Raw genomic sequence first — 24,625 nt, forward strand, 5'->3', positions numbered from 1 at the left:
TTACTCAACCGCAAAAAACTACGTCCCGAAAAAATGAGATGATGTGCTCTCTTCGCCCAACCATTCGCTTTTGCTCAGGAATAAGGTCTGTCTGAGGTATTTTCATAACTGTCATCTTGTATTCGATATGGGTAGCCAACCTATTCTCCAGATACCAGGTATAGGTAAGTCCCATAAGAAGTCCAGGTGGTGTGAATCCTTCATCACCATTGATGAGTCGGGTATAATGCTGCCCGGCTTGAACTTCATGCATTCTGGCCAACCGCATGAACTCACTGAGTTGAGACGTTGTGAAGTAGCAGTTTCTCTCTTTTTCACCCTTGATGGCCAAGTGATATACTTTACCTAACACAACCCCATCTTTCTCAACCTCTTCCATCACCTTTGAGGCGGCATAATCGCCTAGAAGCGATTCCCCGAGAGCAATCAGCAATGCCACCTCTATCTTGGTACGATCGATAAACTGATCTTTTCTGATCTTGATGAACCTGTCTGAGGGATCATAAAAGCTGTAAACATTATCCCACTGCTGATCACGATTCCAATGATCCACCGCAACGCAACGAACGCCGGCAATATAGTCAAGATGACGCAATGGAATATCGTGGTGTTTCCATATTATTTCGCAAAGGATCTCTTTTATGGCAGCGATTCCGCCATAGCAGGTTTCATTACACCGCTCTGAGCAGTCAATATGCAGAACCGATATCTTTTCCTGAATCCGTTTATACTTCAGGTTAGGCAACATATTGACCCGACTGGGAAAGTCGGAACACCAGATTCGTGGGGTGTTTGAAATATCTGTCGCTTGTTGCTCCGGTTGCTGAAAACAGGCTGCACCACTGTAAAGGACTTTCACAGCCGTCGCCAGCATTGCAGGATCGTGCTGTATAACCCCCCTCTCGGCAAGTGCCTGCTTCGAATAGATACCGCATTCAACAGGAGTAAACCCCATATCACGTACAACTTCACGATCAAGATAGATGGGGATCTTACCTTCCACCGCATAACTTTGAATAACTGAGGCAGGCACATCCTTTAATGACAAACAGAGCACTTCATTAAAGAGCCCTTCAGTACCACCGGGAATATTTCTATCGTAGGCACGTATCATGTCGGAAACCCGGAATTTTCGTTCGGGATCAGCCATGCTCAGGTCGGTCTCACCAGCCTGTACCCACAAGTTAGAGATAAGTATTTTCAACGCCTTGCTGTTTTTTCGGACTGCATCGGCAAAACCCGGCACTTTAAATACCGGGATAATGGAGCTGTACAGGCTACCGGGGGCAAAGATGAGGATATCCGCTTCTTCAATGTCGCTCACGATTTCCGGATGCACCAACGGTTCGCCACAGAAATCCACGTGAGCTGACTCAACTGGCACACCACGGCGGGATCCACTCGATTTAGATTCACCGGTGGTCATGACCCCGTTTGCATAAACAACCCGCAGCTGGCTGGGCGTCGTAGTACATGGCATCACTGCTCGTGAACCGGTACCGAGAGCAAGCGCAAGATACTGGAGGCCGGCAAAGATAGGATCATGGAGAAGTTCAGGAGCTAAGGTCAGATCTTCGGTTGAAATCTCCGGATCGATAAAGCGGTATATCGCTGCGGCAACGATCAGATTGCCAAGACATTGTGAACGTTTCAAGGTACAGGCAAGACGGGAATCATTAAAGATTCTGGTGACGAGATCCCGTAACACCTCTCTCAATCCACGAGGCAGCAATTCCATGTTGGCCCCGGTTCTGCTGATGAGGTCTTCAGGAGTCTCCGGGCTGTCATTAAACCTGAAGTTAAAAAGCCTGGACAGTTCGGATGTTATCTGCCGGGCCCGAGTCACGGAAACCTGGTATGTTCGCTGGAGAACGGCCAGCTGAATAGAAGACAACAGCACATGACGTATATCCCCAATCGCCACCAATGGGAGATCCTTCATCATCTCACCAGTGGAGCCGCCATCATCGGTCACACAGACAACTGATCTGGTACGGGGAAAAATTTCTTTTAAACCACGAAAAGGAGCCCTTGCCCACCCTTCAGAACGACAATCTCCACCAATGATATTGGACAAGCCGGTACCGCCCCCAAACACCACCACCCTCGCCTGATCAACCCGATCATTCTCCAGAGTTTCAAGAAGACTGGCGAAGAGTCTGGCAACCTCCTGGCTATGGTGTAAGGGTTCACCGTTGAGGACGAGGTCAATGAGCTTTTCCCGTAAACCTTTGTGTGGAAGCAAATCGAGCGGAGACACTTGCAGTTTCCTGAGTGCCTCCATTCTTGTCACGACATCAACATCCTTTGATCCTGCCGTATCATCTTGGAACGCCATCCGCTATAATATCCTCTGCTCTATCATTAAACTTGGAGAAATCAAAAAAAAACCTGCTGCCAAGCTTCATATGTTTCTGAACGATCTACAGGGATCGGAGATATTCCTCAACACGCAGCAAATCCTCAGGAGTATCAACCTCGATGGAATCGTGCTCGGTCAAGGTCACCCTAATTTTATACCCATATTCCAGCGCACGCAACTGCTCAAGTTTCTCAAAGCGTTCCCATTCCCCCTCAGGCAAAGCAACAAAGGTCAACAGGAATCCTTTGCGATAGGCATAGAAACCTAAATGTTTATAATAGGTCGGGGCTACAGCCTCCTCAGGATTTCGCTGAAATGGGATTGGCGATCGCGAAAAATAGAGCGCATTATTATTCCTGTCAAAAACGGTCTTGACATGATTAGGATCAGTAATTTCTTCTTTGCGGATGATCTTATAGATAAGCGTCGACATCGGTAGCGCAGGATCCTCAAGCAGGGGTCTCGCCACCTGCTCAACTACTTCTGCCGGAAACAGCGGCTGGTCGCCTTGAATATTGACAACCACGTCATGCTCGGAGATACCAACCAGCTCAGCGGCCTCGGCCAGCCGGTCAGAACCGGAAACGTGGTCTTTACGGGTAATGACATACTCTCCGCCAAAAGACTCGACACAATCAGCAATGCGTGAGTCATCTGTTGCGACCACAACCCGTGAAAGCATACCCACCTTTTTTGCCCTTTCAACCACATGCTGAATCATCGGTTTTCCGGCAATTTTTGCCAACGGTTTACCCCGAAACCTGTTCGACTCGTAACGGGCCGGAATGATAGCGACAACATCGATCTTCTCTTTTTGCATTTTTCCTGTACAGTATGGTTGCAGTGAAAACACTTTTTAATCAGATGAAGTCTCCAACCAATACATCTTTCGCGGCATGGAAATCTTCCCCTCAGTCTCCGTTTCATGTACCTCACTTTCGGAGACAATTCTAGTTAAAGCACTGGAACTGGCAAAATACCTGGGCCTCCCCTTTTATCTTCCCGGAGAAAGTTCGGCAAGATATATACTGACACTCACGGACAACCGCCTCGAACTCGGACCAAATCCTTGTTATACTGAAGGTCGGTCGATCTTTAATCCAATTTCCGTTGATTTTCTAAGCGGTAGTGTTGCCTATCGACATGCCCGTAACTGCACGATCAAACAGCCCCTGGCAAGAGCAGTAGGGATACGTTCTGGTTTCAGACCGGTGATTCTTGATGCAACCGCCGGCCTTGGAAGCGACAGTTTTGTCCTCGCCTGCCTTGGGTGCCAGGTGTTCATGCATGAGCGCTCCAAGGTGATTGCAGCTCTTCTTGCCGACGGAATGGCAAGAGCCAAGGCAGATCCCGCTATTGGGGCGATTGTCGGCACCAGAATGGAGCTTATCCCCTGCGATTCCCTCATCGCACTTCAATCAATAGCGCCACCGCCTTTTACCATTTATCTTGATCCGATGTATCCCCACTCCGCCAAATCGGCGCTCAATAAAAAAGAGATGCGGATGATCCGTGATATCGTCGGCGATGATCTCGATAGTGATGAACTACTTGCTGCTGCCCTGAACATTGCGACTAACCGGGTTGTCGTGAAACGTCCCAAAGGTGCTGAACATCTTGGAGGCAAAAAGCCAAGTCATGATATTGCCATGAAAAACAGTAGGTTTGATGTCTATCTCACCCATCACTTATGATACTTCTCCCCACCCTTGATGGTATAAGCCCTGTACAGTTGCTCCATGAGCAGCATGCGCACCATATCGTGGGTGAAGGTCATTTTTGAAAGAGACAGACACACATCGGCCCCGTCAACCACCTCAGAAGAGAGACCTGTGGGGCCACCGATCAGATAACAGACTCCCTTCACACCCCGTTGCTCCCACCCACTGATCAGCTCTGCAAAATCTTCAGAGGTATATTGGCGGCCACGTGAATCGAGAGCGACTTTCAGCCAGCCACCTGGTACAGCATCGAGCAACTGCCTGCCCTCTTCTTCGATATTGATCTGACCTCCTGATTTTTTCTCTTTGAGGGTTTTGACCAAAACCTGGCTATAGTGCTTCAGTCGAGAGGCATAATTCTCAATGCCTTGAGCGATGAAGTTATCTTTTGTTTTACCGAGAAATATCAGCTCGTGCTTCATATTCGAGTGGAAATTGGCAAAAGGAAAAGCAAGTACCGGCTGACGTCAACTCAGCATCGGGCACGTTGATTGTCAGCGAGTATCTTACGCAAAACAATACAAAATTCATCATAGCCCACTTCTTTCTTTATACCCGGGCAAGAATCTGCGATGGCGGAAAAATTACTTTCATCTGTGAGAATAGAGGGGTGCAGCGGCCATTCAGCACAGCGCCAGGGTCGGCCGTTATGAACGGTGCAACCTTCATTATAAAAAATGCAATGACCTTCAATCACTTTCATCTGCACGACATTGCCGGTTATCCGCCAGTACCTGGCGGCAACTTCCTCTCGAGGAAGAGCAAGCGCTCTGCACATCCGTTCCTGATCATCAGTATCGAGTGAAACGGTCGTTTGACCATGACAGCAATAGCCGCAACGGGTGCAGTGAAATATCTTCTCTGTTTCCTTCATTCCCAACTCCAGTTGTTCAAAATATCCATATCCATGGATTGTTAATCATCAGGGAATGTACACAGAATAGCTGTTGATGCAAAAGAAAAAGGCGCATTCCCTGAAAACAAGGATGCGCCCTTAATTCCGTATTCCATCATCACTTGCGGCTATGCGTAACCGATCACATCACCAAAGGTGGCAATGTCGATACCAAACTGCATTGCAGCTGCCTTCCATTTCAGATCGTCCGCCAGCTCAAAAATAATATGGTCATCTGCTGGAACAGTAAGCCAGCCATCCTCAACCAGTTCGCGCTCCAACTGCCCCGGCCCCCAGCCGGTATAACCGAGGAGAAAGAGATATTTTTCAGGGCCATGTCCTTCGGCAATATCCTGCAGTACTTTAGTCTCTCGGGAAAGTGAAACGGTGGGGCTCACCTCAAGTTGATATTCTGTTTTATAATCTGACCGGTACAGTATAAATGCCGATTCCAGTTCCACAGGGCCACCGATGTATATTGGCGGCAACTCACCAAAGGGCACCGGAAGATCTGCGCCTTTTAGCACTTCAGCTAATGAAAATGAGAGGTTAGGCTTATTTATAGCAAGCCCCATTGCCCCCTCGTTGCTGTGAGCGCAGATGTAAATCACCTGTTCCTCAAAGCGCGGATCAGGCATTTGCGGCGTCGAGACCAGAAAAGAGCCGGTAAGGCTTTCAATGATGGGTGCTTTTGGTTGCGTCATGGTCCCCTCCATGTGTGGATATACGCCAAACGAATTGCATGTGCGCATAGAGGATATCCTCTCTCCTGTTCTATTCCAGTCTATCAAAGGAATCTCGCCGGCGTCAAGCAGTGTTGTCCTCGCAACGGCGCTAAAAACATTGGTCAGGGTTCCCGGCTAGTGGGGGGTAGAAGTCTCAATTGTAAAATTGTGATATCTTCTCAGACACTTCGGCTCAAACAATAGGTTCTAAAGAGCGATCGTACTTTTCTGGTTCCTCATAGAAAATTGTCAGATTAGCATGACAAAACAGGCATAAGTATCTACTATAGAGGAAATACTTTCAACACGTTATCAAAAAGATACAGATCCTGATCAAGCAACTGTGACCCTATAATAGTCTGTTACGCAGGTTCAACCTGTATGATATTCTTCCGAATCCCCTTGCCGGGAAAAGGTTATCATGAACGAACATCTTGAAAAAATTGCCTCTGCCTCTCATCATGATCCATTCCAATTTCTTGGGGTCCATTTTGATGAAGACGACAATGACCTGGTGACAATCAGAACATTTCAGCCACATGCAGCATCGGTCACCCTGTTAAGCGGTGGGAAAGAACAGCCCATGACAAGATCCCATGAGGCCGGACTTTTTATCGTTGAACTTGACCGGCAATGGTTCGTCGATCCGAACCTTGATCCGTATACATACCAGTTTGCCATACAATATTATAGCGGTTTTGTGCAGACCATTAATGACCCGTATAGATTTTTGCCTCAGCTGGAAGAAACCGATCGGTATCTTTTCAACTTTGGCACCAATTACCGACTCTATGATCATCTCGGTGCGCATCAGGCTACGCTTTCCAATATCGCCGGCACTATCTTTCGGGTTTGGGCCCCCAGCGCTTCCGCAATTTCCATTATTGGCAATTTCAATGGTTGGGATGGAAGGATTCATCCCATGCGATCACTCGGCAGTTCTGGCATCTGGGAACTTTTCTTACCCGGTATCGTTGAAGGTGAGCTTTACAAATATCGAATTCGTACCAGCGATGGAGCCTTTCTCGAAAAATCGGATCCTGTTCAGTTTCAGGGCGAAGTTCGACCACGCACCGCCTCCATCGTCAACTATTTAGGCGGATTCCAGTGGAACGATTCTGCCTGGCAGGAGCATAAACACCAGACGTCACCCTATGACAAACCGATCTCCATCTATGAATTTCACCCTGGTTCCTGGAAAAGAGATCCATCAGACCCTGAACGGTTTCTGACATTTGTTGAACTGGCCGACCAGCTCGTCCCCTATGTCAAAGAGTTGGGCTTCACCCATATTGAGTTGATGCCGATCATGGAACATCCGCTTGATGAATCATGGGGCTATCAGGTCACCGGACCTTTCAGCGTCACCAGTCGTTATGGGACGCCGCAGGAGTTTATGTATTTCGTCGACCTCTGTCACCAGCATGCCATCGGTGTCATCCTCGACTGGGTGCCGGCTCACTTCCCCATGGATGCGCACAGTCTCGCCCGTTTTGACGGTACGGCTCTGTATGAACATGAAGACCCACGCAAAGGAGCACATCCTGACTGGGGAACCTTTATTTATAATTATGGCCGCCGGGAAGTCAGCAACTACCTCATCGCCAGCGCCCTGTTCTGGCTAGACAAATACCATATCGACGGGTTGCGGGTCGATGCAGTTGCGTCAATGCTCTATCTCGATTATTCCAGAAAAGATGGTGAATGGATTCCCAACTGCTATGGCGGTCGGGAAAATCTGGAAGCTATTGAATTTACCCGTCATGCCAACTCTGTCATATACGATCTTCATCCGAACACTCTGATGATAGCTGAGGAATCTACCAGTTTTTACGGGGTATCCAAACCAACCAGCAATGGTGGACTGGGTTTCGGTTTTAAATGGAACATGGGTTGGATGAACGACATCCTCAATTATTTTGCCAAGGAGCCGATATTTCGAAAATATCATCATAACAGTCTGACATTCTCTATAATGTACGCCTTCTCCGAGAATTTCATTCTTCCACTCTCCCACGATGAAGTGGTGCACGGTAAACGATCACTTCTGGACAAAATGCCCGGTGACATGTGGCAGAAATTCGCCAACCTTCGCTTGCTGCTCATGTTCATGTGGACCCATCCCGGTAAAAAGCTTTTATTCATGGGAGCAGAGTTCGGTCAATGGCGGGAGTGGAACTGCAAGCAGAGCCTGGACTGGCACCTGTTTGACGAGAATGAAATGCACGGCCAGATACACACTTTTGTCGCCGACCTCAACCAGTTTTACACCGCCAATCCCTCACTTTGGGAAGAGGATTTCTCACCAGAAGGTTTCCAATGGATGGACTTTGAGGACCGTAGCAATTCGATCATCTCGTTCGTTCGTTACGCAAAAAATAAAAACGACCATCTTGTCTGCATTCTCAACTTTACTCCGGAAACCTATTTTGATTACAAGATCGGCCTGCCGACCGGACAGAAATATGGGGAAGTGTTCTGCTCTGATTACTCGATCTATGGTGGAGCAAACACCAGTGAACAAAATGTGTTTCGCCCTATTGCCGAACCATATGCCCAAGCAGGTTTTCACACCCGACTGACGATACCGCCGCTTGCTTGCCTTATCCTGAAGCCTGCTGGTTAATAAAATTTTGTAAAGATAAAGGAAATTGAGTTATGACAAAACAACATGTTACAGAATTACCCGGCGACAAAATGCGAAAAGCCATTGACGCTTTCTGCGAACTGAAGCGACAGTGGCCCGAGAAAACTACAGGAGATCTGCTTGACACGGTTACCCGTAAATTTGACCTGTCGCCGTTGGAATGCGAATTTCTCCAGCGACATCTTAATAACTGCTGAAACAGACAGTCCAACCGTTTTACGATAGCCGGCTAATAGAAAGAGAGAACCTTATGGATGCCTACCAACAAATCATTGCCACGATCTCCTTGACCATGGGTGTTGCCTGGGCCAGTGGCATCAATCTGTACGCCACTATCGCCATGCTTGGCCTGCTCGGCAATTCCGGCAATATCGTCTTGCCGGAGACACTCCTGGTCCTGCAGGATCCACTGGTGATCATTTCTGCCTGTGTTATGTATTGCGTAGAGTTTTTTGCGGACAAAACACCCGGTATCGACACCGGATGGGACGCTATTCATTCATTTATCCGTATTCCGGCCGGCGTTATACTGGCAGCCGGCGCTGTTGGCGATGTCAGCCCGGCTCTCGCAGTTGCTGCCGGAATACTCGGCGGGACGGTTTCCGCCACCAGCCATATGATAAAAGCAGGATCTCGGGTGCTGATCAACACGTCCCCCGAGCCCTTCAGCAACTGGGCCGCATCGGTCACTGAAGATGTGGCAGTCCTTGGTGGACTCTGGGCTGCACTCCATTACCCGATCGCGTTTCTTGTCGCTTTCGTGGTGTTCCTGATCTTGTCTATCTGGATGCTCCCAAAAATCTGGCGGGGTATGGTACTCATCTTTCGAAAAGTAAGGGGTATCTTTGTAAAGGACAATCAGCCGCCTTCCTTTCACGGCCCGCCACCGCGGCTTGGCAGCTGATACAAAATGGTAAAAGGATATTGGCGCAACTTCGGACCATCACCCTTTTTCCAACAACATTTTCCTGTAGAGGGATAGCGTGGCAGAGCACATCGCTTCGGTGGTGAAAGAGGTCATGACCCGTTGATAACCTCTTCTTCCCATCGCTGCCCGTTCATCTGGTGAAAGAGACAAAGCCTTGTCAATTGCCTGTGCCATATCATCTGCATCTCCCGGCTTCACCAGCCAGCCCGTCTCTCCGTCCACCACCGTCTCCAGACTACCGCCATGAGCTGTGGCGATAACGGGTTTCCCCATTGCCATCGCCTCGATAGAAACCCGCCCGAACGCCTCCGGCTGACTTGAAGAAGCGGAGACAACAATGTCAGAAAGCAAATACGCCGTTGCCATATCTGCGCAATGTCCAACCATCTTGACCTTATCCTGAAGGTTGTTGCTCTGGATTATTCTCTCGAGTTCAGCGGCATAGCTTTGGTGTTCTTGAGGGTCGCCGACCAATATAGCCTGATAGTTGGTATTTTTTAAAACCCCAAGGCTTTTCAAAAACACCTCCTGGCCTTTCCAGCGTGTGAATCTTCCAGGTAGCATGATACAGATTTTGTCCCCATCAAGGCCCCACTGTTCTCTCATCATTTCCAGCTGATTGCTTGAAATTTTTTCAGGAGCAAAAGTCTCACCATCAACGCCTCTATGGATGGTAATTACATTGTCAGTGCGCCCATATCGTTCCCTAATATGGGACTTCACCGCATCGGATACAGCAATCACTGCAGCCCCTTTTGTCATAATGGCACTGTATGCGTTCACGGAATACAACCCATGAAAGGTAGTCATCAATACCGGACGCTGGTGCTTTGGGAGCATTTTCCATGCGAGATATCCGATCCAGGCGGGCATTCGGGAACGAAGATGTAGTATATCTACATGTTCTTGTTGCATCAGACGCCTAAGCGGAAGAATGTGTTTCAAACTGGAAGGGGATTTTTGACCAGTTTCCATTCTGATATGAATACTACCCTCGCTCTCAAGCTGGGAAACCAGCCTGCCGCCCCCGGAAACGACAAGAGAACGATGCCCATGTTTAACAAGATACCTTGCGACCTCAAGGGTTCCACGCTCAACACCGCCACCGTCGAGTTCAGGCAGCATCTGCATGACAGTTATCTGCCGTTGACTTTCAGCTGTGCTTTTGATGTCGTTCATATACCTTGCCTTAATACCCGAGGAAAAAACCTGTTAAGGATTTCAAGTGCGCACCGCCTGGCCTCATTGAAATTACCTGAATCACACTCATCAAGACTGTTTTGTCCCTCGTTGTCATACATAGCGATCAATTTTCGCTCATGGAGGTAATCTAAACTTTTCTGAAATTTATTATTGGGGTTATTCCATTTCACCGGCAAAACGCCAACCCGGCAACCTGCAGTAACAGCCTCGTAAACCATGGAAACTGAATCTGCGGTCACCCAGGTATAGGTCGATTGAGCATACTGCTCTTCAACCCAACCCCTCGGCGTTTCTTGAAAAGGGAAAACTTGAAAATTATCGAGAGATACTGCTCTTTGCTTCAGTAGGTCAACGGTTGCCTCAGGAGTACGTGGCGAAGAGGAAACACTCCAGCGAACATCCTGATTATCGGAAACTATCTTTTCTATTGTATTTACGATATCTTCCCCCTGCCACTGATGACTACGGTCATCAACTCCCCCTACCAGAATCAATCCTTTGAATGGATCCCTGGAAAGTTCAGGACTGGAAAGAACTGGTGGACCATCAGTGAAGAATATATTTTTAGCAGGTGACATGCCGTCATGGCGGGGAACACAGCAGAGATCAAACCAGCGACGAAGAAACGGTTCTGGAGCCATGCATGTAACAATTGGTTTTCGATACTTATTTTTACAGGCAATGAGTGCAAGGTGCGTCCTTGAACCTGTTCCCAAAAAAAGATCAGTATCTTTAGCTGAACAACCCAGAGCATTACCACCACTGAACACAATGTTGAAAAATTCAGCAAGGCGGCCCAAAACACTTGTCGCCGGCAGCTTTATCTGCTGGACATTGACGTCGGTCAACATCTGCAGTTCTCGGACAATGGCCAGACTCTGTTTTTCATGGCCGGCTCGACCCTCGAGAAGTACGGTGATGTTCATTTTAGCTTGATCGGTTTGGTTCGAAATTTTTCATGGCCGGGAAAAACAGAGAGGCAGTGTGGAAGTTCCCCACACTGCCTACGAGATAAACTGATGACACGTTCCTCAACGCATTAAGGTCGGCGAGGCGGGATTGGAGGTGGCGGCGGCTTCTTGGCAACGGCTCCTCCACCAGCAAGTTTCACGATAATCTGGTTGGATTTCTTTAGTCTCCCGGTCATGGTTTTGAAAAGATGACCTGCAACCTCTGGATATTTGTCAATGACCTCTTCGATTTTATCGCCGGGAAAGCGTTTGACGGTCGAACGTCCCTGCGAGATGATCGTTGCGGTACGCTGCTCACCTGAGATCGAGGCCATTTCGCCGAAATACTCACCTGGCTCCGTCAATTCGGCTATCTTCTTGCCACCTTTGATAACCGTCAATGCCCCGCGAATAAGCTTAAAGAAATCCTTGTCAGTATTCCCTTCACGAATAACCACATCTCCATCTTCGTAGTTCTCGACATCTGGGTTGAGCAGATAGGCCGGTAGGCTCTCCTTGTGGGCTACAGTACGCCGCAGAGCCTCATCAATACTGGTTACACCCTGCCGAACTTTCAAAAGAGCCGCTTCACGGAGAGGCGTCATGCCTTCCTGAATGGAAATTTTCCGCAACTGATCTTCCGGTACCTCGGCACTTATAGCTTTTGATACCTCATCGGTAACCTCCATAAGCTCAAAAAAACCGACACGTCCCTTATAACCAAGGCCGCTGCACTCCTGGCAGCCGGCAGGACCGTAAATGGTAAGAGAATCCAACTCATCTTCCCTGAATCCAAAGGAGAGCAGTTCATCTTTCTCGTAGGTCACCACTTTCTTACATGATTTGCACAATCGTCGACCAAGTCGCTGGGCAAGAACCATGGTGACCGAGGATGCAATCATAAACGGTGGAATACCAATATCGACCAGACGACCAATGGTTGCGGCACTATCGTTTGTATGGAGGGTGGAGAAAACCAGGTGACCGGTCATGGCCGCCTTGATGGCGATTTCCGCGGTCTCCATATCTCGAATCTCACCAACCATGATTATATCGGGATCCTGCCGCAAGAAAGCCTTCAGGGCGGCGGCAAAGGTCATGCCAACCTCGGTGTTGACATTGACCTGATTAATCCCCTTAAAGTTGAACTCAACCGGATCCTCAGCGGTCAAAATTTTGATATCCTCACTGTTAAGTGAGTTCAAAGCAGAGTAGAGAGTAACAGTCTTTCCAGAACCGGTCGGGCCGGTGACCAGTAAAAGGCCCTGCGGTCTGTTGAGACAGCGCTTTAGCATCTCAAAGGTATGACGTTCAAAACCAAGTTGGGTCAGATCGACATTAAGCGAACCCTTGTCCAAAATACGTAAAACGACCGATTCACCAAAAAGTGTAGGCAACGATGACACGCGAAAGTCAACGGAACGGTTTCGTCCCATGCGCATTTTGATACGGCCATCCTGGGGTACGCGCCGTTCAGTAATATCAAGTCCCGCTAAAATTTTTAAGCGGGCCACCAGGGCATTCTTGATATTGAGCGGCAGGTTCATCGATTTGAACAGAGAGCCATCCTTACGATAACGGACCTGCATGTTCTTTTCATAAGGCTCTACATGGATATCGGAAACGCCATCCTGAACGGCCTTGATAAGAATACCGTTAACAAGCTTGATGATAGGCGCGTCCGAAGCAGCAAACGTTTCGCCATACCCCTCATCATCATCACTTTCGATCTCAAAATCGTCTGCAGCTTCGGCAACGATAGAACCAAAATCGTCTACCTGAGTAACTTCAAGATCATCATCCGCTTCCTCTTTGTCAGTGAAAAAGGAGCGGGCTTCCTCTTCGGAGATATGATAATGGGCCTGGTATGCTTCAATAACATCTTTAAGGGTCGATACGCAGACCGATAGATCCTTGCCAATTTCATCCTGAAGTTCCTCAACCGCCATTGAGTCTGAAGGTTCGACCATGGTAATCTGGAGGGTGTTGCCCGCCATACGAAGAGGAAATGCCATGTACTTTTTGGCTGTCTCGTAGCTGACAATTTTCAGGACATCTTTTGAGGGCGGCTCATTCTTGATGACAACAGGTGTATAGTTGTGCTGGCGACTCAGGAAGTTAAAAACAGTGTCGTCATCGATATAGTCAAGCCGACGAAGAATCGCACTCAACAATCCGCCGCTTTTCTGCAATTCTTTTTTGGCAACCTCTAGCTGAGACGGTGTAATATATCCGGCCTTACTGAGAAGTTCGCCGATTTTGATTTTTCCGGCACCGGATTGGTCTTTGACTGTTTTACGAGTCGTAGCCTTCCGTGAAAGCGTATTTGATTGAGCTGCCATAGAGTGTGCTACCTGCAAACATGATGAAAGATGAAGCGAACAAACAGGCGCGTTCGATAACCTGCAATTAATTCCATTACCAGACAATACAACATAATATCAGCAAACAGTATGTAACTGAATAAAAATTATTACAAATCAGGGATTCTTATCAGTGAACCTACAAGCCACTTCTGTCTTGTAACACAAATTCTTACATCTAACCAATAATCGCCAACAATTTAGACAAAAAATCCCGATCCAGCAATAGCTGCAGGACCGGGATTCACTTTACTCTTCACAACTTATAGTACAGTAATCCTGTTCGGCATCACAGAATCGGATATCTCTTTTTCATTTCCTTTTCCAGGGGAATCATGATCTCCCGCATGGAAGGCTCAGCCGCTGCGGAAGTGCGTAAAAGAAAGATATGTTTCCATTCCGCCAGATTGCAGTAGGTGATAATTTCGGTTTTGCAGGAATTGGGAAGGACCGTTCGTGCCGCCTGAGGCGTGGATGTCTCCAGTAATTTCAGATACAGCTTCTCTGTATCTTCCATAGCCTTTTTCCAAAGAACAAATTCACTCGAATCTTCTGTGAAAAAGACAGGCTTGACGAACGTCACCTGATTGCCAAATTTGTCCTGGCTGTAACGACAATAGCGCTGACTTTCCTGAAGAAAGGAACAGGGGCGATGCCGAACCAATTCATGGGTCACCGCCCTGTTGACAACAAACTTGACCCCGACAAATCTATGTCGTGCCAGAAGCGGTGCAGGTAAGTCTTCAACCTGTAAAAGGCTCAGCTTCTCGACGCCTATAGAGGAATGCGTATCGGATGGGTTCTCTGGGTCATAGATTCCTAGGAACAGAAAAGGATATCTCCCGGCCAGATCGAGAACCAGACTGCTAACCACCTGGTTATCTGCACAATGACTAAACATCTCCCGAAAAGCACGGATTGAGCCTGTTACCAGCAAGCCATCGTTCATTGAGTCTGTTACAAAATATTTGGGCTGGCATGCATAAAACTCAAGAGCTTCTTCGGGGCTGCAGTTCACGCGATATGTTGCAACCGCCATCTCAAGTACAGAGTTGTGGCCGTGGGCAGCAATTTTCGTCACGAATGGAACAGCTGATTCTTCCGTGATCTTATCCTCGCTTTTATAGCAGATTCGACCACACGACTCGATCCGTACAGCTATTGGTTGACGGTCCAGCTCATCCTGAATCTCAAATGACGGTTCAACAATAAGCATTCTCAATCTCCTGGCCAGAAGGGCGACATTTGTCGTAATGATTCGATGATGGCCGGCATTTTTTCCAGCACAAAATCGATCTCTTCCTCTGTATTATAGATGCTAAGTGAAAAACGGATGGAACCATGCGCGGCAGTAAACGGCACACCCATGGCTCGCAGCACATGTGAAGGTTCAAGCGAGCCTGATGTGCAAGCTGAACCGGAAGAGGCACAAATATTGTGCTTATTCATGTGCAGGAGTATCGCTTCACCTTCAACATACTCGAAACTGATATTACAGGTGTTGGGCAAACGCTCAGTCTTATGTCCGTTGAGAAGGGATTTCGGAACTGTGGCCAGAAGCCCATCTTCAAGCTTGTCTCTCAGCATCTTGACACGAGTATTCTCTTCTGTCATTTTCTCGGCAACAAGCAGGCAAGCCTGGCCAAGGCCGACGATGGAAGCAACGTTCTCTGTACCACCACGGCGCCCGCGCTCCTGGTGCCCGCCGGTAAGAAATGGCGTGAAAATTGTCCCACGCTTCACATACAGCACTCCCACGCCTTTGGGTGCGTGCAATTTATGCCCGGACAGAGAGAGAAAATCCACATCCAGTTCTTTCAGGTTGATGGGGATCTTACCAACCGCCTGCACCGCGTCGGTATGAAACAGTATCCCCCGCTCCTTGGCCATCCTAGCCATCTCGGCAATGGGGAATATTACTCCTGTCTCGTTATTTGCCCACATCACACTGACAATGGCAGTATCTTCGGAAAGTGCGGCCTCATACTCTTCAAGATTCAGCATGCCCTCCGGGTCGACCTTGAGACGGGTAATCCGGTGTTTATGTCCGGTCAATGTGTCCAGGGTATCGCAGAGGTTCTTCACAGCCGGATGCTCTACCCGGGTAGTGATAATGTGCCGTTTATCAGGATAGGCCTGGAGAGCAGAGAGGATTGCAGTGGAATCACTTTCCGTGCCACAGCTGGTAAAGGTTATCTCTTCTGGATCAGCACCAAGCAGGTCGGCTACTCGCTTTCTTGCGGTTTTCAAGGCCTGCCCAACCTGACCGCCAAAAGTATGCATGCTTGACGGATTGCCGTAAAAGTCGGTGAGATAGGGCATCATTTCGCTCACGACTTCAGGTGCTACCCGCGTTGTTGCATTGTTGTCCATATAGACAACATTTTCCTTTACCATGCTCATGAGTTGGCTTCCTCCACAATCAGGGTTTCCAGCACCAGTTCACGGAGCTTGGCTTCAACGTATTCCTTAATGGTCGTCTGGGATTTAGCACAGCTCTTACATGCACCGCGAAGAGACACGGTAACGAAATCACCATCGACATCAATCAGCTCAATATCACCGCCATCCTTTCTGAGCCCTGGCCGAACCTCGCGTTCAAGGACTTCTTCAATTTTCTTGATTTTCTGGAGTGCCGTCATCCTTCGCGGTTTCGGAAATTGGACCGGAGACAACACGGTTCCGCTCACTACCTCCTGCAGGATTGCACGCAGCTTGTCTTCGCATTTTCCACAGCCGCCACCGGCTTTGGTGAAGTTGGTGATTTCTTCCACAGAGCGAAGATTCGACTCCTGAATTGCCCGGCGCACCTCAAGATCGGTCACGCCGAAACATTCGCAAATAACTTCACCTTCAGCCATAGGCAGAACCAGTCCACGGTAATCTGCTATAGCAGCTTCAAGAGCTTCACGGCCCATAACCGAACAGTGCATTTTCTCCTTGGGAAGTCCACCCAAGAAATCGGCTATGTCCTCATTGGTAATCTTCTCGGCCTCTTCCAGAGACATCCCTTTCACCATCTCAGTCAGAGCAGACGAAGAGGCTATGGCACTGGCACACCCGAAGGTTTTGAATTTTGCCTCGGTAATGATTCCCTTTTCATCGACCTTAATGGTCAGCTTGAGAGCGTCACCACAAGCCAGCGATCCTACATCGCCGGTTCCACTGGCATTTTCAACTTCTCCAACATTTCTCGGATTCAGAAAATGCTCCTGAACCTTATCGGTATATTCCCACATTGATGACTCCTCAAAAACAATTCCCCATCACGAGGCCAACTGTTGGCATCGCCAATGGATAGATGGTAGTTTTAACATAATTCAAGATCGGCGCATACAGCTCAGTGCGAGAACCTGAATCGATAGTTTTCGCAGCTTTTTACGAAACTGACAATAATACGTCAAAGCCAAAAAGCAACAGTGTTTTTCGGCAACCCTTACTCTCTTGTCAGCCCGTATGACCGACCTTTTTCAGACAAGACCTATTTGCTGCAACAACCCTCGCGCGGTAGCGACCAGATCGTTAGTCCCGCTTTCAGTACGTGACTCAACGTAAAACCGCACCTTCGGTTCCGTGCCCGAAGGCCGTACCATCAGCCACGAACCGTCTTCGAAAATCATCTTCCGGCCATCTATGGTAATGACTTCTTTGATAGTCTTCTGTTCTGAACCAACCATAAGCTGACTGTCAACTCCGTATTTTTCAAGTTCGTTCAGTTTAGCGAGCAGTTCAGGCCCTTTGACGCTGACTGTAATTCCGTCCCGGTCAGGGTAATAAGCACCGTATTCTTTTTCGATCATATCACGATAGCGTCCCAGGGACATACCGGTCGTGATCACCATATCGAGGGCAAGCAACAAGCCTATATAGGCATCCTTTTCAGGTGTATGGCCAATTATGGAAATACCGTCTGACTCCTCGAATATAACCAGGGCCCTTCCAATAACCGGCTTGAATTCCTTAAAGCCAACCTTTGGTTCAAACAACTCCTCACCAAAGGCCCTGGCCAGACAGTTAGCCATGTTGGATGTTGCCACGGTTTTAGCCACCATCCCTTTTTTCTTTTTATAGACCACCAGAAAATGATAGGCCATGGCACCAAACTGGTTCATGCTGATTTCGCACGCACCATCGGAAAACCTTATTCGGTCACCATCAGGATCAATAATGGCACCCAGTTTCAGCTTTTCCTTACGTGCAGCAAGCACCTCTTGCACCTTCTTCATGTTAACAGATGATGGCTCTGGAGCTATTCCGCCAAAAGTCACATCGGCTGTATTGCGCAAAAGGATGCATCGATCGATCTCTGGCAACAACTTCGGCATATGCAGTCGTGAAGCACCATGTACTGAATCCACGACAACGACCATATCATTGCTGTCGGCAAAAGAAGCCATGATAGCATCCAAATCAAGATTATGAACCGCCCTGTTTTTCCGTACCAGACTCTGCCAGGTCGCCAGTGAATCAAACACGGTGACTCCAGAAAAAGTTTCAGGTTCAACTCCAGCAATCGACGAGTAATCAAAATTATAGTTGCTATCGACAATTTCCCGGGCAAGCCTCGTTATTGTCCCGGTAACTTCTTCTGCGGCAGGGCCTGCATCGGCGGCGTTGAATTTATACCCGCCATATTCAAGAGGATTATGAGATGGCGTAAGATTGACTGAGAAAGCAGCACCTAACTCAAGCACGGCAGCGGAAAGAACCCCAGTGGTAGATTCTCCTGCATAATACACGGTAAACCCTGCATCGCTTAGCACCTTACAGACTACCGTCGTCAACAGATGACCAGCAAATCTGTTGTCGTGACCCACCACACAGCCGCGCTTTTTCGCCTCGTCACAAGATGCCACCCCTAATAGTCTAAAAAGGCTATCGTCCGCAGTTGCATACATCTCTACTATTGCAGCTGTTACGCAGGCAACAGAACGAACAAAAATATCCTTACCGAGCTGACCACGCCAGCCAGAGGTCCCAAACTTGACGGTTTCGGTAGGTGGCCGGACATTGGTCCGTATTTCATCTTCTACGAGGTCATAGACAGTATCTATTGCCTTTTGCCAGCGCGATTCACCGCTCTCATTCTTTTTTTTGACCAGCTCTTTAACCAGCGGAAAATAGTCACTCGCAGCGTGATCGCCAGCGATTATATACTGAGAAAACAGTGCTTGTATTTCATCATTCATAGCCATGCAGAACCTCCATGATTTGCTCTCATGCCCGGCCCGGGCTCTTTTCGTTAAAAAAATACTTTATGAAGAAACATGTCAATTCATTACGTCAGAACAGTTTGGATGTACAGCTTTTTTCTCTACGTATCCACTCTCGGATCTTGACATGCATAAATCAAATTTGTATCATTATACAAATTTTCTGATCAGAGTAACAGTCCCTATATTTCCTGCCGGAAGCCTGTTATCGACCAGCAACAGTAATCAGCAATATCAATTAGCATATCACTTCACCCAAGCGCACAGGTCCGTGCGTTTCATCTAACAATTTCAGGAGACACAGAGGAATGAGCAGTCAACACGCAACAGAGTATATACTCTGGTTCGATGATATTTCCATTGACGATGTCCCGCTTGTTGGCGGGAAAAATGCCTCACTTGGTGAAATGTACCGCCACCTCACCTCAAAAGGTGTCAACATTCCCCATGGCTTTGCGATCACCGCCTATGCCTATAAACATCTCATCAAGACCACCGGCATCGACAAAAAAGTCTCTGAAATACTGGCTGACCTTGACACCCACGACCTTCGCAATCTCCAGGAACGTGGCAAGAAAGTACGAGAAGTCATTCTTCAAGCTGAATTCCCGGATGATCTTCGTGAAGCAATCATCACTGGATACGCCAAGATGGAGCAGGAATACGGCGAGAACGTCGACGTCGCCATCCGCTCATCGGCAACTGCAGAGGATCTGCCTGATGCATCTTTTGCTGGCCAGCAGGACACCTATCTCAATATTCGCGGCTCAAAGGCTGTTCTCGATTACTGCAGACAGTGCTTTGCCAGCCTCTTTACCGATCGCGCAATCTCGTACAGGCACGACAAGGGATACAGCCAGTTTGATGTCTATCTCTCCATCGTTGTCCAAAAGATGGTGCGATCAGATGGGGCCTGCTCAGGTGTACTCTTTACTCTCGATACAGAATCAGGCTTTGAGAACGTGGTCTATATAACCGGTTCCTGGGGACTTGGTGAAAACGTCGTACAAGGTGCAGTATCCCCCGACGAATTCTATGTCTTCAAACCGACCCTGCGTGAAGGAAAACGGCCCATCGTTTCCAAACGTGTCGGCACCAAAGAGATCAAGATGATCTACAATGAGGCCGCCGATGCAGAAGAAACAGTGGTGAACATCTCCACAACTGCCGCCGAACGTGGCAGATACATCCTTGAAGACGACGATATCCTCCAGCTTGCACGCTGGGCGCTTCTTATCGAAGAACATTACGGCCGTAACATGGATATCGAATGGGCCAAGGATGGTGACGGAGAACATGTTGGAACCGGCAGGCTGTTTGTAGTCCAGGCCCGCCCGGAAACCGTTCACTCACAGGCTTCTAGAAATATCACAGAAACGTATATTTTAAAAGAACACGGTACAATTCTCGCTTCAGGCCAGGCGGTCGGCGCCAAAATCGGCAAGGGGTCGGCCCGGGTCATCAAAACGGTAGCGGGCATTCATGATTTTAAGGCTGGCGAGGTACTCATCACCGATATGACCGATCCGGACTGGGAGCCTGTCATGAAAAAGGCTGCCGGCATTGTCACGAACCGTGGCGGCAGAACCTGCCACGCAGCCATTATTTCTCGTGAGCTCGGCATTCCTTGTCTCATTGGTACGGAGAACGGCACAGAAAACGTCGTCACCGGCCAGAACGTCACTGTAAGCTGCGCTGATGGAGAAACCGGTCATGTGTATGATGGATTGCTCGATTTCTCTATCAACACGACAAACCTTGATAAGATTCCTGAAACCAGAACCAAAATCATGCTCAATGTGGGCATACCGGAAAAAGCCTTCTTCGAATGCCAGGTACCAAACGACGGAGTTGGCCTTGCCCGCGAAGAGTTTATAATCAACGCCCACATCGGCATTCATCCACTGGCGCTCTACAATTTCGAGTCGCTTATCGAAAAAGCAGCAGCGGGAGACAGCGCTGCAGGCGAGGTTGTCCAGCAGATTGAGGAAAAAACCACAGCCTACCCCCATGACAAACGCCAATTTTTCATAGATAAAATTGCTGAAGGCGTCGGCCGGATTGCCGCTGGATTTTACCCGCGAGACGTCATCGTTCGCCTCTCCGATTTCAAGTCTAACGAATACGCCAATCTCGTTGGCGGCAAATTCTACGAGCCCGTGGAATCGAACCCCATGATCGGTTGGCGTGGTGCATCAAGATATTACGACGAAAAGTACATCAATGCTTTTGAACTTGAATGCAAGGGCTTGCTAAAGGCACGCAATGATATGGGTCTTACCAATATCAAGCTGATGGTGCCCTTCTGCCGCACCCCGAAAGAAGGACGCATGGTTATCGAAACCATGAAAAAATTCGGTCTGGTCCAGGGTGAAAATGGTCTTGAAGTCTATGTGATGTGCGAGATACCGTCTAACGTCATCTCTGCTGACGCCTTCTGCGACATTTTCGACGGTTTTTCCATCGGCTCCAATGACCTCACCCAGCTGACCCTTGGACTTGATCGAGACTCCGATCTGGTAGCGCATATTTTCGACGAACGCAACGAAGCAATTAAGACAATGGTGAAAATGGTCATTGAAACCGCCAAGCGTCGCGGCAAAAAGATCGGCATCTGCGGCCAGGCACCTTCTGACTACCCTGAATTCGCTCTTTTCCTGGTGGATTGCGGTATTGATTCCATGAGCCTCATCCCTGACACCGCGGTAAAAACAAAGCTGCTGGTCTGTGAACGCGAAAAGGAACTCGGAATCTTAAAAATCTAAGCCACTCCAATATAACGTGCGAAGATTGTATCTTCTATCTTCGCACGTCATATTTCATTCCAAACACTTCAGGCTGTGGACCAAACCTTAATTTAACTCTTCGGCCTTTAGCTCCTTTGCCTCTTCGATAAGCATCACCGGGATATTATCCCGAATTTCATAGAGCAGCATACATTTCTCACAGGCCAACCCTTCCCTGGCCTCAAGATATTTCAAGCCTCCCTTGCATTTCGGGCACGCCAGAATGGCGAGCAGATCTTCATCTATCATTTTCACCTCCGAATAATTTCATATGCTTTGCTATCTCAGAACGGTACAAGAGCCTAAAAAAAAAATATCTCTCAGACAATCCCGACAACCTCCACGTACTTTTTTCAGGCACAAGCATACCGGAGTCAAGCCAATTAGCAATTGAATTTCAACCATAACTGCATTACAACATGGCGGACGCTCCACTGTGTCGCAATCCCTTCAGGCTTGCGGCGTGAATCTCTTCAATCACACAGCCAGATCTGTGGCACTGCAGAAGTTGACCGGATATGGACAGTCTCAAAACACCATTCAAAACGGAATGCGACCTTTCGGTAACTCGAGTTGGACTCATCACCAAAAAAGATGATAGTCTCGCCATGCAGCATGCCGAGAAAGTGGCCAAGTGGCTCCAGTCACTTGGCATCGAAGTACAGCTAAACACCATCCCCCCCGAGCTTGATCTGTTGGTAGCACTCGGTGGCGACGGCACCCTGCTCCATATTGCAGAACAAGCAGCCAAACATTCGATCCCGGTTACCGGTATTAATCTCGGCAATCTTGGATTTCTTACTGAGTATGCCAAAGATGAGACAGAGTCTGCTCTGAAAAGCATCCTGCAAGGCAAGGTTGTTATCGAAAACAGGCTGATGCTGAAAACCAGAGTGGTGACAAATGGCGAGCCCGAACTGTATCGATATGCCCTTAACGACATTGTCATCAATAAGTATACTTTGGACCGTCTGCTGCACCTGGCCACCCGAGCCGGGGGCGATTACATCACCACCTATAAGGCCGATGGCCTGATCTTCTCGACCCCAACCGGTTCAACCGCCTACAATCTCTCGGCAGGCGGCCCGCTGGTTCATCCAGGTCTTGCCACCATACTGGTGACACCCATCTGTCCATTCATGCTCAGCAGCCGACCCATTATTTTACCAGCCACTACACCCATTACCACCGAGTTTGAAAGTAACGGCAACGCTGAGTGCGCCCAGGTCATTGTTGATGGCCAGCCATGTTGGGAAATGCACGATGGCGACCGGCTCGAAGTTGAGCCAGCCGAGCATCCACTGCGGCTTATCGCCTCATCCACGAGGGATTATTTCACAATCCTCCGCAATAAGCTGCACTGGGGCAACCCGGCAAGCGACAGGAAGTAAGCACCACACATAAAAGACACAGCTGTTATTTCCTTTTTTTGATGCCGTATTTTTTCATCTTATACTGCAGAAGGCTTTTGGTTATGCCCAGCTGATCCGCGGCCCGTGCCTGGACATAATTGGTGTCTTCCAGGGCCTGGATCAGCATCTTTTCCTCAATGGTGTACAGCACGTCGTTGAGGCTCGCCGATTCCGGTACCATCTGCTTCAGGTCAATCCCAGCACTCCAGGTGTTTTCTTCAAGCGGCGGCATTGAATCAGGCTGCACGTCGTCAGATTCTATTATATTGTTATTACATAGAATGGCCGCTCGCTCGATGGTATTTTCCAGTTCCCTGATATTGCCTTCCCACGGCAGGCGCATCAACAGCCGCATTGCTTCGTCCGAAATGGATAGATCCGGACGGCCAAGATGGTCGGCGAACTTGGCAATAAAGTGTTCAACCAGGAGGGGCATATCATCCATTCGCTCGCGTAAAGCCGGCAGGGCGACATGTATTACGTTCAACCGATAGAAAAGATCCTCCCTGAAACGGCCTAACCCCACCTCTTCCTTCAGATCTCTGTTGGATGCACTGATTATGCGGACATCAACATCAAACGTCTTGCTACCGCCTACTCTTTCGAACTGTTTTTCCTGAAGGACTCGTAAAAGTTTTGACTGTAACGCCAAAGGAATTTCACCAATCTCATCAAGAAAGATTGTACCCCGGTCAGCAAGCTCAAAGCGCCCTTTCCGCATAGCAACCGCCCCGGTAAAGGCGCCTTTTTCATGACCGAAAAGTTCGCTCTCCAATAGATTTTCAGAAAGGGCCGCACAGTTTACGGTGATAAAGGCCTCTTTCTGCCTAGGACTGTTCATATGGATCGCTTTCGCGACAAGTTCCTTACCGGTACCACTCTCACCTGAAATAAGCACTGACGCTGGAGTCGGTGCAACTTTTTCGATCAGCTCATACACCTGTTTCATGCGAGGGTTTTTACCGACCATACCTCCAAAACCGCTTTTCCCTTTGATCTCGCTACGTAGTCTGGTGTTTTCCCGAACAAGCGAATAGACCTGCACTGCTTTTTTGATATTGACCAGCAGCTCATCATTGGAAAAGGGTTTCGCCAGATAGCTGAAGGCCCCTGCCTGCATGGCAGCAACCGCCTTTTCCACCTGGGCGTAGGCCGTTATCATTATCACCGGCAACTCATCGTTATGTTCCTTGATATTGAGTAGTAACTGCAGGCCGTCCACTTCCGGCATCTGCATATCGGTAATGACCAGATCAAGGTCCAGCTCTTTCACCATCTCAAAGCCTTTGGCACCGCCGGGGGCGGTGAAGACTTCATATCCCTCATCCTGCAACAACTCAGAGAGAACAATCAGATAATTGGGTTCATCATCGACTATCAGAATAGAATACATATTCACTGCTCCTCATTCCCTATAGGG

General features: G+C 48.5%; 20 protein-coding genes. 6 read left to right on the forward strand and 14 right to left on the reverse strand.

Going from position 1 to position 24,625, the window contains the following annotated elements; all coding sequences use genetic code 11:
- Nucleotides 1–4: 4 nt before the first annotated feature.
- Nucleotides 5–2,338, reverse strand: coding sequence for a gluconeogenesis factor YvcK family protein (locus BUF15_RS06250; protein WP_073612600.1), 2,334 nt, complete (start codon nt 2,336–2,338; stop codon nt 5–7).
- An 85-nt stretch (nt 2,339–2,423) separates the two neighbouring features.
- A complete protein-coding gene (gene kdsB, locus BUF15_RS06255) occupies nt 2,424–3,182 on the reverse strand; it encodes a 3-deoxy-manno-octulosonate cytidylyltransferase (protein WP_084553568.1) in 759 nt (252 codons plus the stop codon).
- A 76-nt stretch (nt 3,183–3,258) separates the two neighbouring features.
- Between kdsB and BUF15_RS06260 the strand changes: the two genes are divergently transcribed.
- On the forward strand, nt 3,259–4,056 hold the full coding sequence (locus BUF15_RS06260) for a class I SAM-dependent methyltransferase (protein WP_073612601.1): 798 nt from the start codon (nt 3,259–3,261) through the stop codon (nt 4,054–4,056).
- On the opposite strand, the gene BUF15_RS06265 is transcribed toward BUF15_RS06260, so the two are convergent.
- The 3 genes from BUF15_RS06265 to BUF15_RS06275 form a co-directional block, all read right to left on the reverse strand.
- Nucleotides 4,047–4,505 (reverse strand): 23S rRNA (pseudouridine(1915)-N(3))-methyltransferase RlmH, encoded by a 459-nt coding sequence (locus BUF15_RS06265; RefSeq protein WP_073612602.1) that lies wholly within the window; start codon nt 4,503–4,505, stop codon nt 4,047–4,049. The two genes, BUF15_RS06260 and BUF15_RS06265, sit on opposite strands and share 10 nt — an antisense overlap.
- A 50-nt stretch (nt 4,506–4,555) precedes the next feature.
- Complete coding sequence (locus BUF15_RS06270) at nt 4,556–4,957, reverse strand: YkgJ family cysteine cluster protein (protein ID WP_073612603.1); 402 nt, start codon at nt 4,955–4,957, stop codon at nt 4,556–4,558.
- Nucleotides 4,958–5,106: 149 nt separating this feature from the next.
- Nucleotides 5,107–5,682: a YqgE/AlgH family protein gene (locus BUF15_RS06275; RefSeq protein ID WP_073612604.1), complete on the reverse strand. Its 576-nt coding sequence runs from the start codon at nt 5,680–5,682 to the stop codon at nt 5,107–5,109.
- A gap of 442 nt (nt 5,683–6,124) precedes the next feature.
- Here BUF15_RS06275 and glgB point away from each other — a divergent pair, with 442 nt between their 5' ends.
- From glgB to BUF15_RS06290, 3 genes are read left to right on the forward strand one after another with little or no spacing between them, the layout of a single operon-like run.
- Nucleotides 6,125–8,329, forward strand: a complete 2,205-nt coding sequence (gene glgB / locus BUF15_RS06280; RefSeq protein WP_073612605.1) for a 1,4-alpha-glucan branching protein GlgB — start codon at nt 6,125–6,127, stop codon at nt 8,327–8,329.
- Nucleotides 8,330–8,361: 32 nt separating this feature from the next.
- Entirely contained in the window at nt 8,362–8,547 is a 186-nt protein-coding gene (locus BUF15_RS06285; protein WP_073612606.1) for a hypothetical protein, read from the forward strand.
- Nucleotides 8,548–8,600: 53 nt separating this feature from the next.
- Nucleotides 8,601–9,254 (forward strand): DUF4126 domain-containing protein, encoded by a 654-nt coding sequence (locus BUF15_RS06290; RefSeq protein ID WP_073612607.1) that lies wholly within the window; start codon nt 8,601–8,603, stop codon nt 9,252–9,254.
- A gap of 39 nt (nt 9,255–9,293) precedes the next feature.
- On the opposite strand, the gene BUF15_RS06295 is transcribed toward BUF15_RS06290, so the two are convergent.
- From BUF15_RS06295 to BUF15_RS06325, 7 genes are all read right to left on the reverse strand, one after another.
- Nucleotides 9,294–10,457 (reverse strand): glycosyltransferase family 4 protein, encoded by a 1,164-nt coding sequence (locus tag BUF15_RS06295; RefSeq protein ID WP_073612608.1) that lies wholly within the window; start codon nt 10,455–10,457, stop codon nt 9,294–9,296.
- A complete protein-coding gene (locus BUF15_RS06300; protein ID WP_073612609.1) occupies nt 10,454–11,407 on the reverse strand; it encodes a mitochondrial fission ELM1 family protein in 954 nt (317 codons plus the stop codon). Before BUF15_RS06300 ends, BUF15_RS06295 begins: the two co-directional genes overlap by 4 nt.
- A gap of 113 nt (nt 11,408–11,520) precedes the next feature.
- Nucleotides 11,521–13,773 (reverse strand): type IV-A pilus assembly ATPase PilB, encoded by a 2,253-nt coding sequence (pilB, locus tag BUF15_RS06305; protein WP_073612610.1) that lies wholly within the window; start codon nt 13,771–13,773, stop codon nt 11,521–11,523.
- A 310-nt stretch (nt 13,774–14,083) separates the two neighbouring features.
- Complete coding sequence (locus BUF15_RS06310; RefSeq protein ID WP_073612611.1) at nt 14,084–15,010, reverse strand: FAD-dependent thymidylate synthase; 927 nt, start codon at nt 15,008–15,010, stop codon at nt 14,084–14,086.
- 2 nt (nt 15,011–15,012) lie between these two features.
- Nucleotides 15,013–16,191, reverse strand: a complete 1,179-nt coding sequence (nifS, locus tag BUF15_RS06315; RefSeq protein WP_073612639.1) for a cysteine desulfurase NifS — start codon at nt 16,189–16,191, stop codon at nt 15,013–15,015.
- A gap of 2 nt (nt 16,192–16,193) precedes the next feature.
- A complete protein-coding gene (gene nifU / locus BUF15_RS06320; protein ID WP_073612612.1) occupies nt 16,194–17,033 on the reverse strand; it encodes a Fe-S cluster assembly protein NifU in 840 nt (279 codons plus the stop codon).
- A 231-nt stretch (nt 17,034–17,264) separates the two neighbouring features.
- Nucleotides 17,265–18,989, reverse strand: a complete 1,725-nt coding sequence (locus BUF15_RS06325; protein ID WP_073612613.1) for a phosphohexomutase domain-containing protein — start codon at nt 18,987–18,989, stop codon at nt 17,265–17,267.
- A gap of 326 nt (nt 18,990–19,315) precedes the next feature.
- Between BUF15_RS06325 and ppsA the strand changes: the two genes are divergently transcribed.
- Nucleotides 19,316–21,772 carry a phosphoenolpyruvate synthase gene (gene ppsA / locus BUF15_RS06330; protein WP_073612614.1) on the forward strand — a complete coding sequence of 819 codons (2,457 nt, stop codon included), beginning with the start codon at nt 19,316–19,318 and terminating at the stop codon, nt 21,770–21,772.
- A gap of 87 nt (nt 21,773–21,859) precedes the next feature.
- On the opposite strand, the gene BUF15_RS06335 is transcribed toward ppsA, so the two are convergent.
- Nucleotides 21,860–22,042, reverse strand: coding sequence for a Trm112 family protein (locus tag BUF15_RS06335; RefSeq protein WP_073612615.1), 183 nt, complete (start codon nt 22,040–22,042; stop codon nt 21,860–21,862).
- A gap of 269 nt (nt 22,043–22,311) precedes the next feature.
- Here BUF15_RS06335 and BUF15_RS06340 point away from each other — a divergent pair, with 269 nt between their 5' ends.
- The gene (locus tag BUF15_RS06340; protein WP_073612616.1) at nt 22,312–23,184 is read left to right on the forward strand and encodes an NAD(+)/NADH kinase; all 873 of its coding nucleotides are present in this window, start codon (nt 22,312–22,314) and stop codon (nt 23,182–23,184) included.
- A gap of 25 nt (nt 23,185–23,209) precedes the next feature.
- Here the strand turns inward: BUF15_RS06340 and BUF15_RS06345 are convergent, their stop codons facing one another.
- Nucleotides 23,210–24,598: a sigma-54-dependent transcriptional regulator gene (locus BUF15_RS06345; protein WP_073612617.1), complete on the reverse strand. Its 1,389-nt coding sequence runs from the start codon at nt 24,596–24,598 to the stop codon at nt 23,210–23,212.
- Nucleotides 24,599–24,625: the final 27 nt, after the last annotated feature.

It is taken from the genome of Desulfopila aestuarii DSM 18488, assembly GCF_900143695.1.
GTDB lineage: Bacteria > Desulfobacterota > Desulfobulbia > Desulfobulbales > Desulfocapsaceae > Desulfopila > Desulfopila aestuarii.

Bases quoted from the DNA above. Each gene is read 5' to 3' on its own strand.
- BUF15_RS06335 (WP_073612615.1), bottom strand. From the start codon at position 22,042: ATGATAGATGAAGATCTGCTCGCCATTCTGGCGTGCCCGAAATGCAAG.
- kdsB (WP_084553568.1), bottom strand. From the start codon at position 3,182: ATGCAAAAAGAGAAGATCGATGTTGTCGCTATCATTCCGGCCCGTTAC.
- nifU (WP_073612612.1), bottom strand. From the start codon at position 17,033: ATGTGGGAATATACCGATAAGGTTCAGGAGCATTTTCTGAATCCGAGA.
- BUF15_RS06275 (WP_073612604.1), bottom strand. From the start codon at position 5,682: ATGACGCAACCAAAAGCACCCATCATTGAAAGCCTTACCGGCTCTTTT.
- BUF15_RS06285 (WP_073612606.1), top strand. From the start codon at position 8,362: ATGACAAAACAACATGTTACAGAATTACCCGGCGACAAAATGCGAAAA.
- BUF15_RS06290 (WP_073612607.1), top strand. From the start codon at position 8,601: ATGGATGCCTACCAACAAATCATTGCCACGATCTCCTTGACCATGGGT.
- BUF15_RS06270 (WP_073612603.1), bottom strand. From the start codon at position 4,957: ATGAAGGAAACAGAGAAGATATTTCACTGCACCCGTTGCGGCTATTGC.
- BUF15_RS06325 (WP_073612613.1), bottom strand. From the start codon at position 18,989: ATGGCTATGAATGATGAAATACAAGCACTGTTTTCTCAGTATATAATC.
- BUF15_RS06265 (WP_073612602.1), bottom strand. From the start codon at position 4,505: ATGAAGCACGAGCTGATATTTCTCGGTAAAACAAAAGATAACTTCATC.
- BUF15_RS06295 (WP_073612608.1), bottom strand. From the start codon at position 10,457: ATGAACGACATCAAAAGCACAGCTGAAAGTCAACGGCAGATAACTGTC.
- BUF15_RS06345 (WP_073612617.1), bottom strand. From the start codon at position 24,598: ATGTATTCTATTCTGATAGTCGATGATGAACCCAATTATCTGATTGTT.
- ppsA (WP_073612614.1), top strand. From the start codon at position 19,316: ATGAGCAGTCAACACGCAACAGAGTATATACTCTGGTTCGATGATATT.
- BUF15_RS06260 (WP_073612601.1), top strand. From the start codon at position 3,259: ATGGAAATCTTCCCCTCAGTCTCCGTTTCATGTACCTCACTTTCGGAG.
- pilB (WP_073612610.1), bottom strand. From the start codon at position 13,773: ATGGCAGCTCAATCAAATACGCTTTCACGGAAGGCTACGACTCGTAAA.
- BUF15_RS06340 (WP_073612616.1), top strand. From the start codon at position 22,312: ATGGACAGTCTCAAAACACCATTCAAAACGGAATGCGACCTTTCGGTA.
- BUF15_RS06250 (WP_073612600.1), bottom strand. From the start codon at position 2,338: ATGGCGTTCCAAGATGATACGGCAGGATCAAAGGATGTTGATGTCGTG.
- glgB (WP_073612605.1), top strand. From the start codon at position 6,125: ATGAACGAACATCTTGAAAAAATTGCCTCTGCCTCTCATCATGATCCA.
- nifS (WP_073612639.1), bottom strand. From the start codon at position 16,191: ATGGTAAAGGAAAATGTTGTCTATATGGACAACAATGCAACAACGCGG.
- BUF15_RS06310 (WP_073612611.1), bottom strand. From the start codon at position 15,010: ATGCTTATTGTTGAACCGTCATTTGAGATTCAGGATGAGCTGGACCGT.
- BUF15_RS06300 (WP_073612609.1), bottom strand. From the start codon at position 11,407: ATGAACATCACCGTACTTCTCGAGGGTCGAGCCGGCCATGAAAAACAG.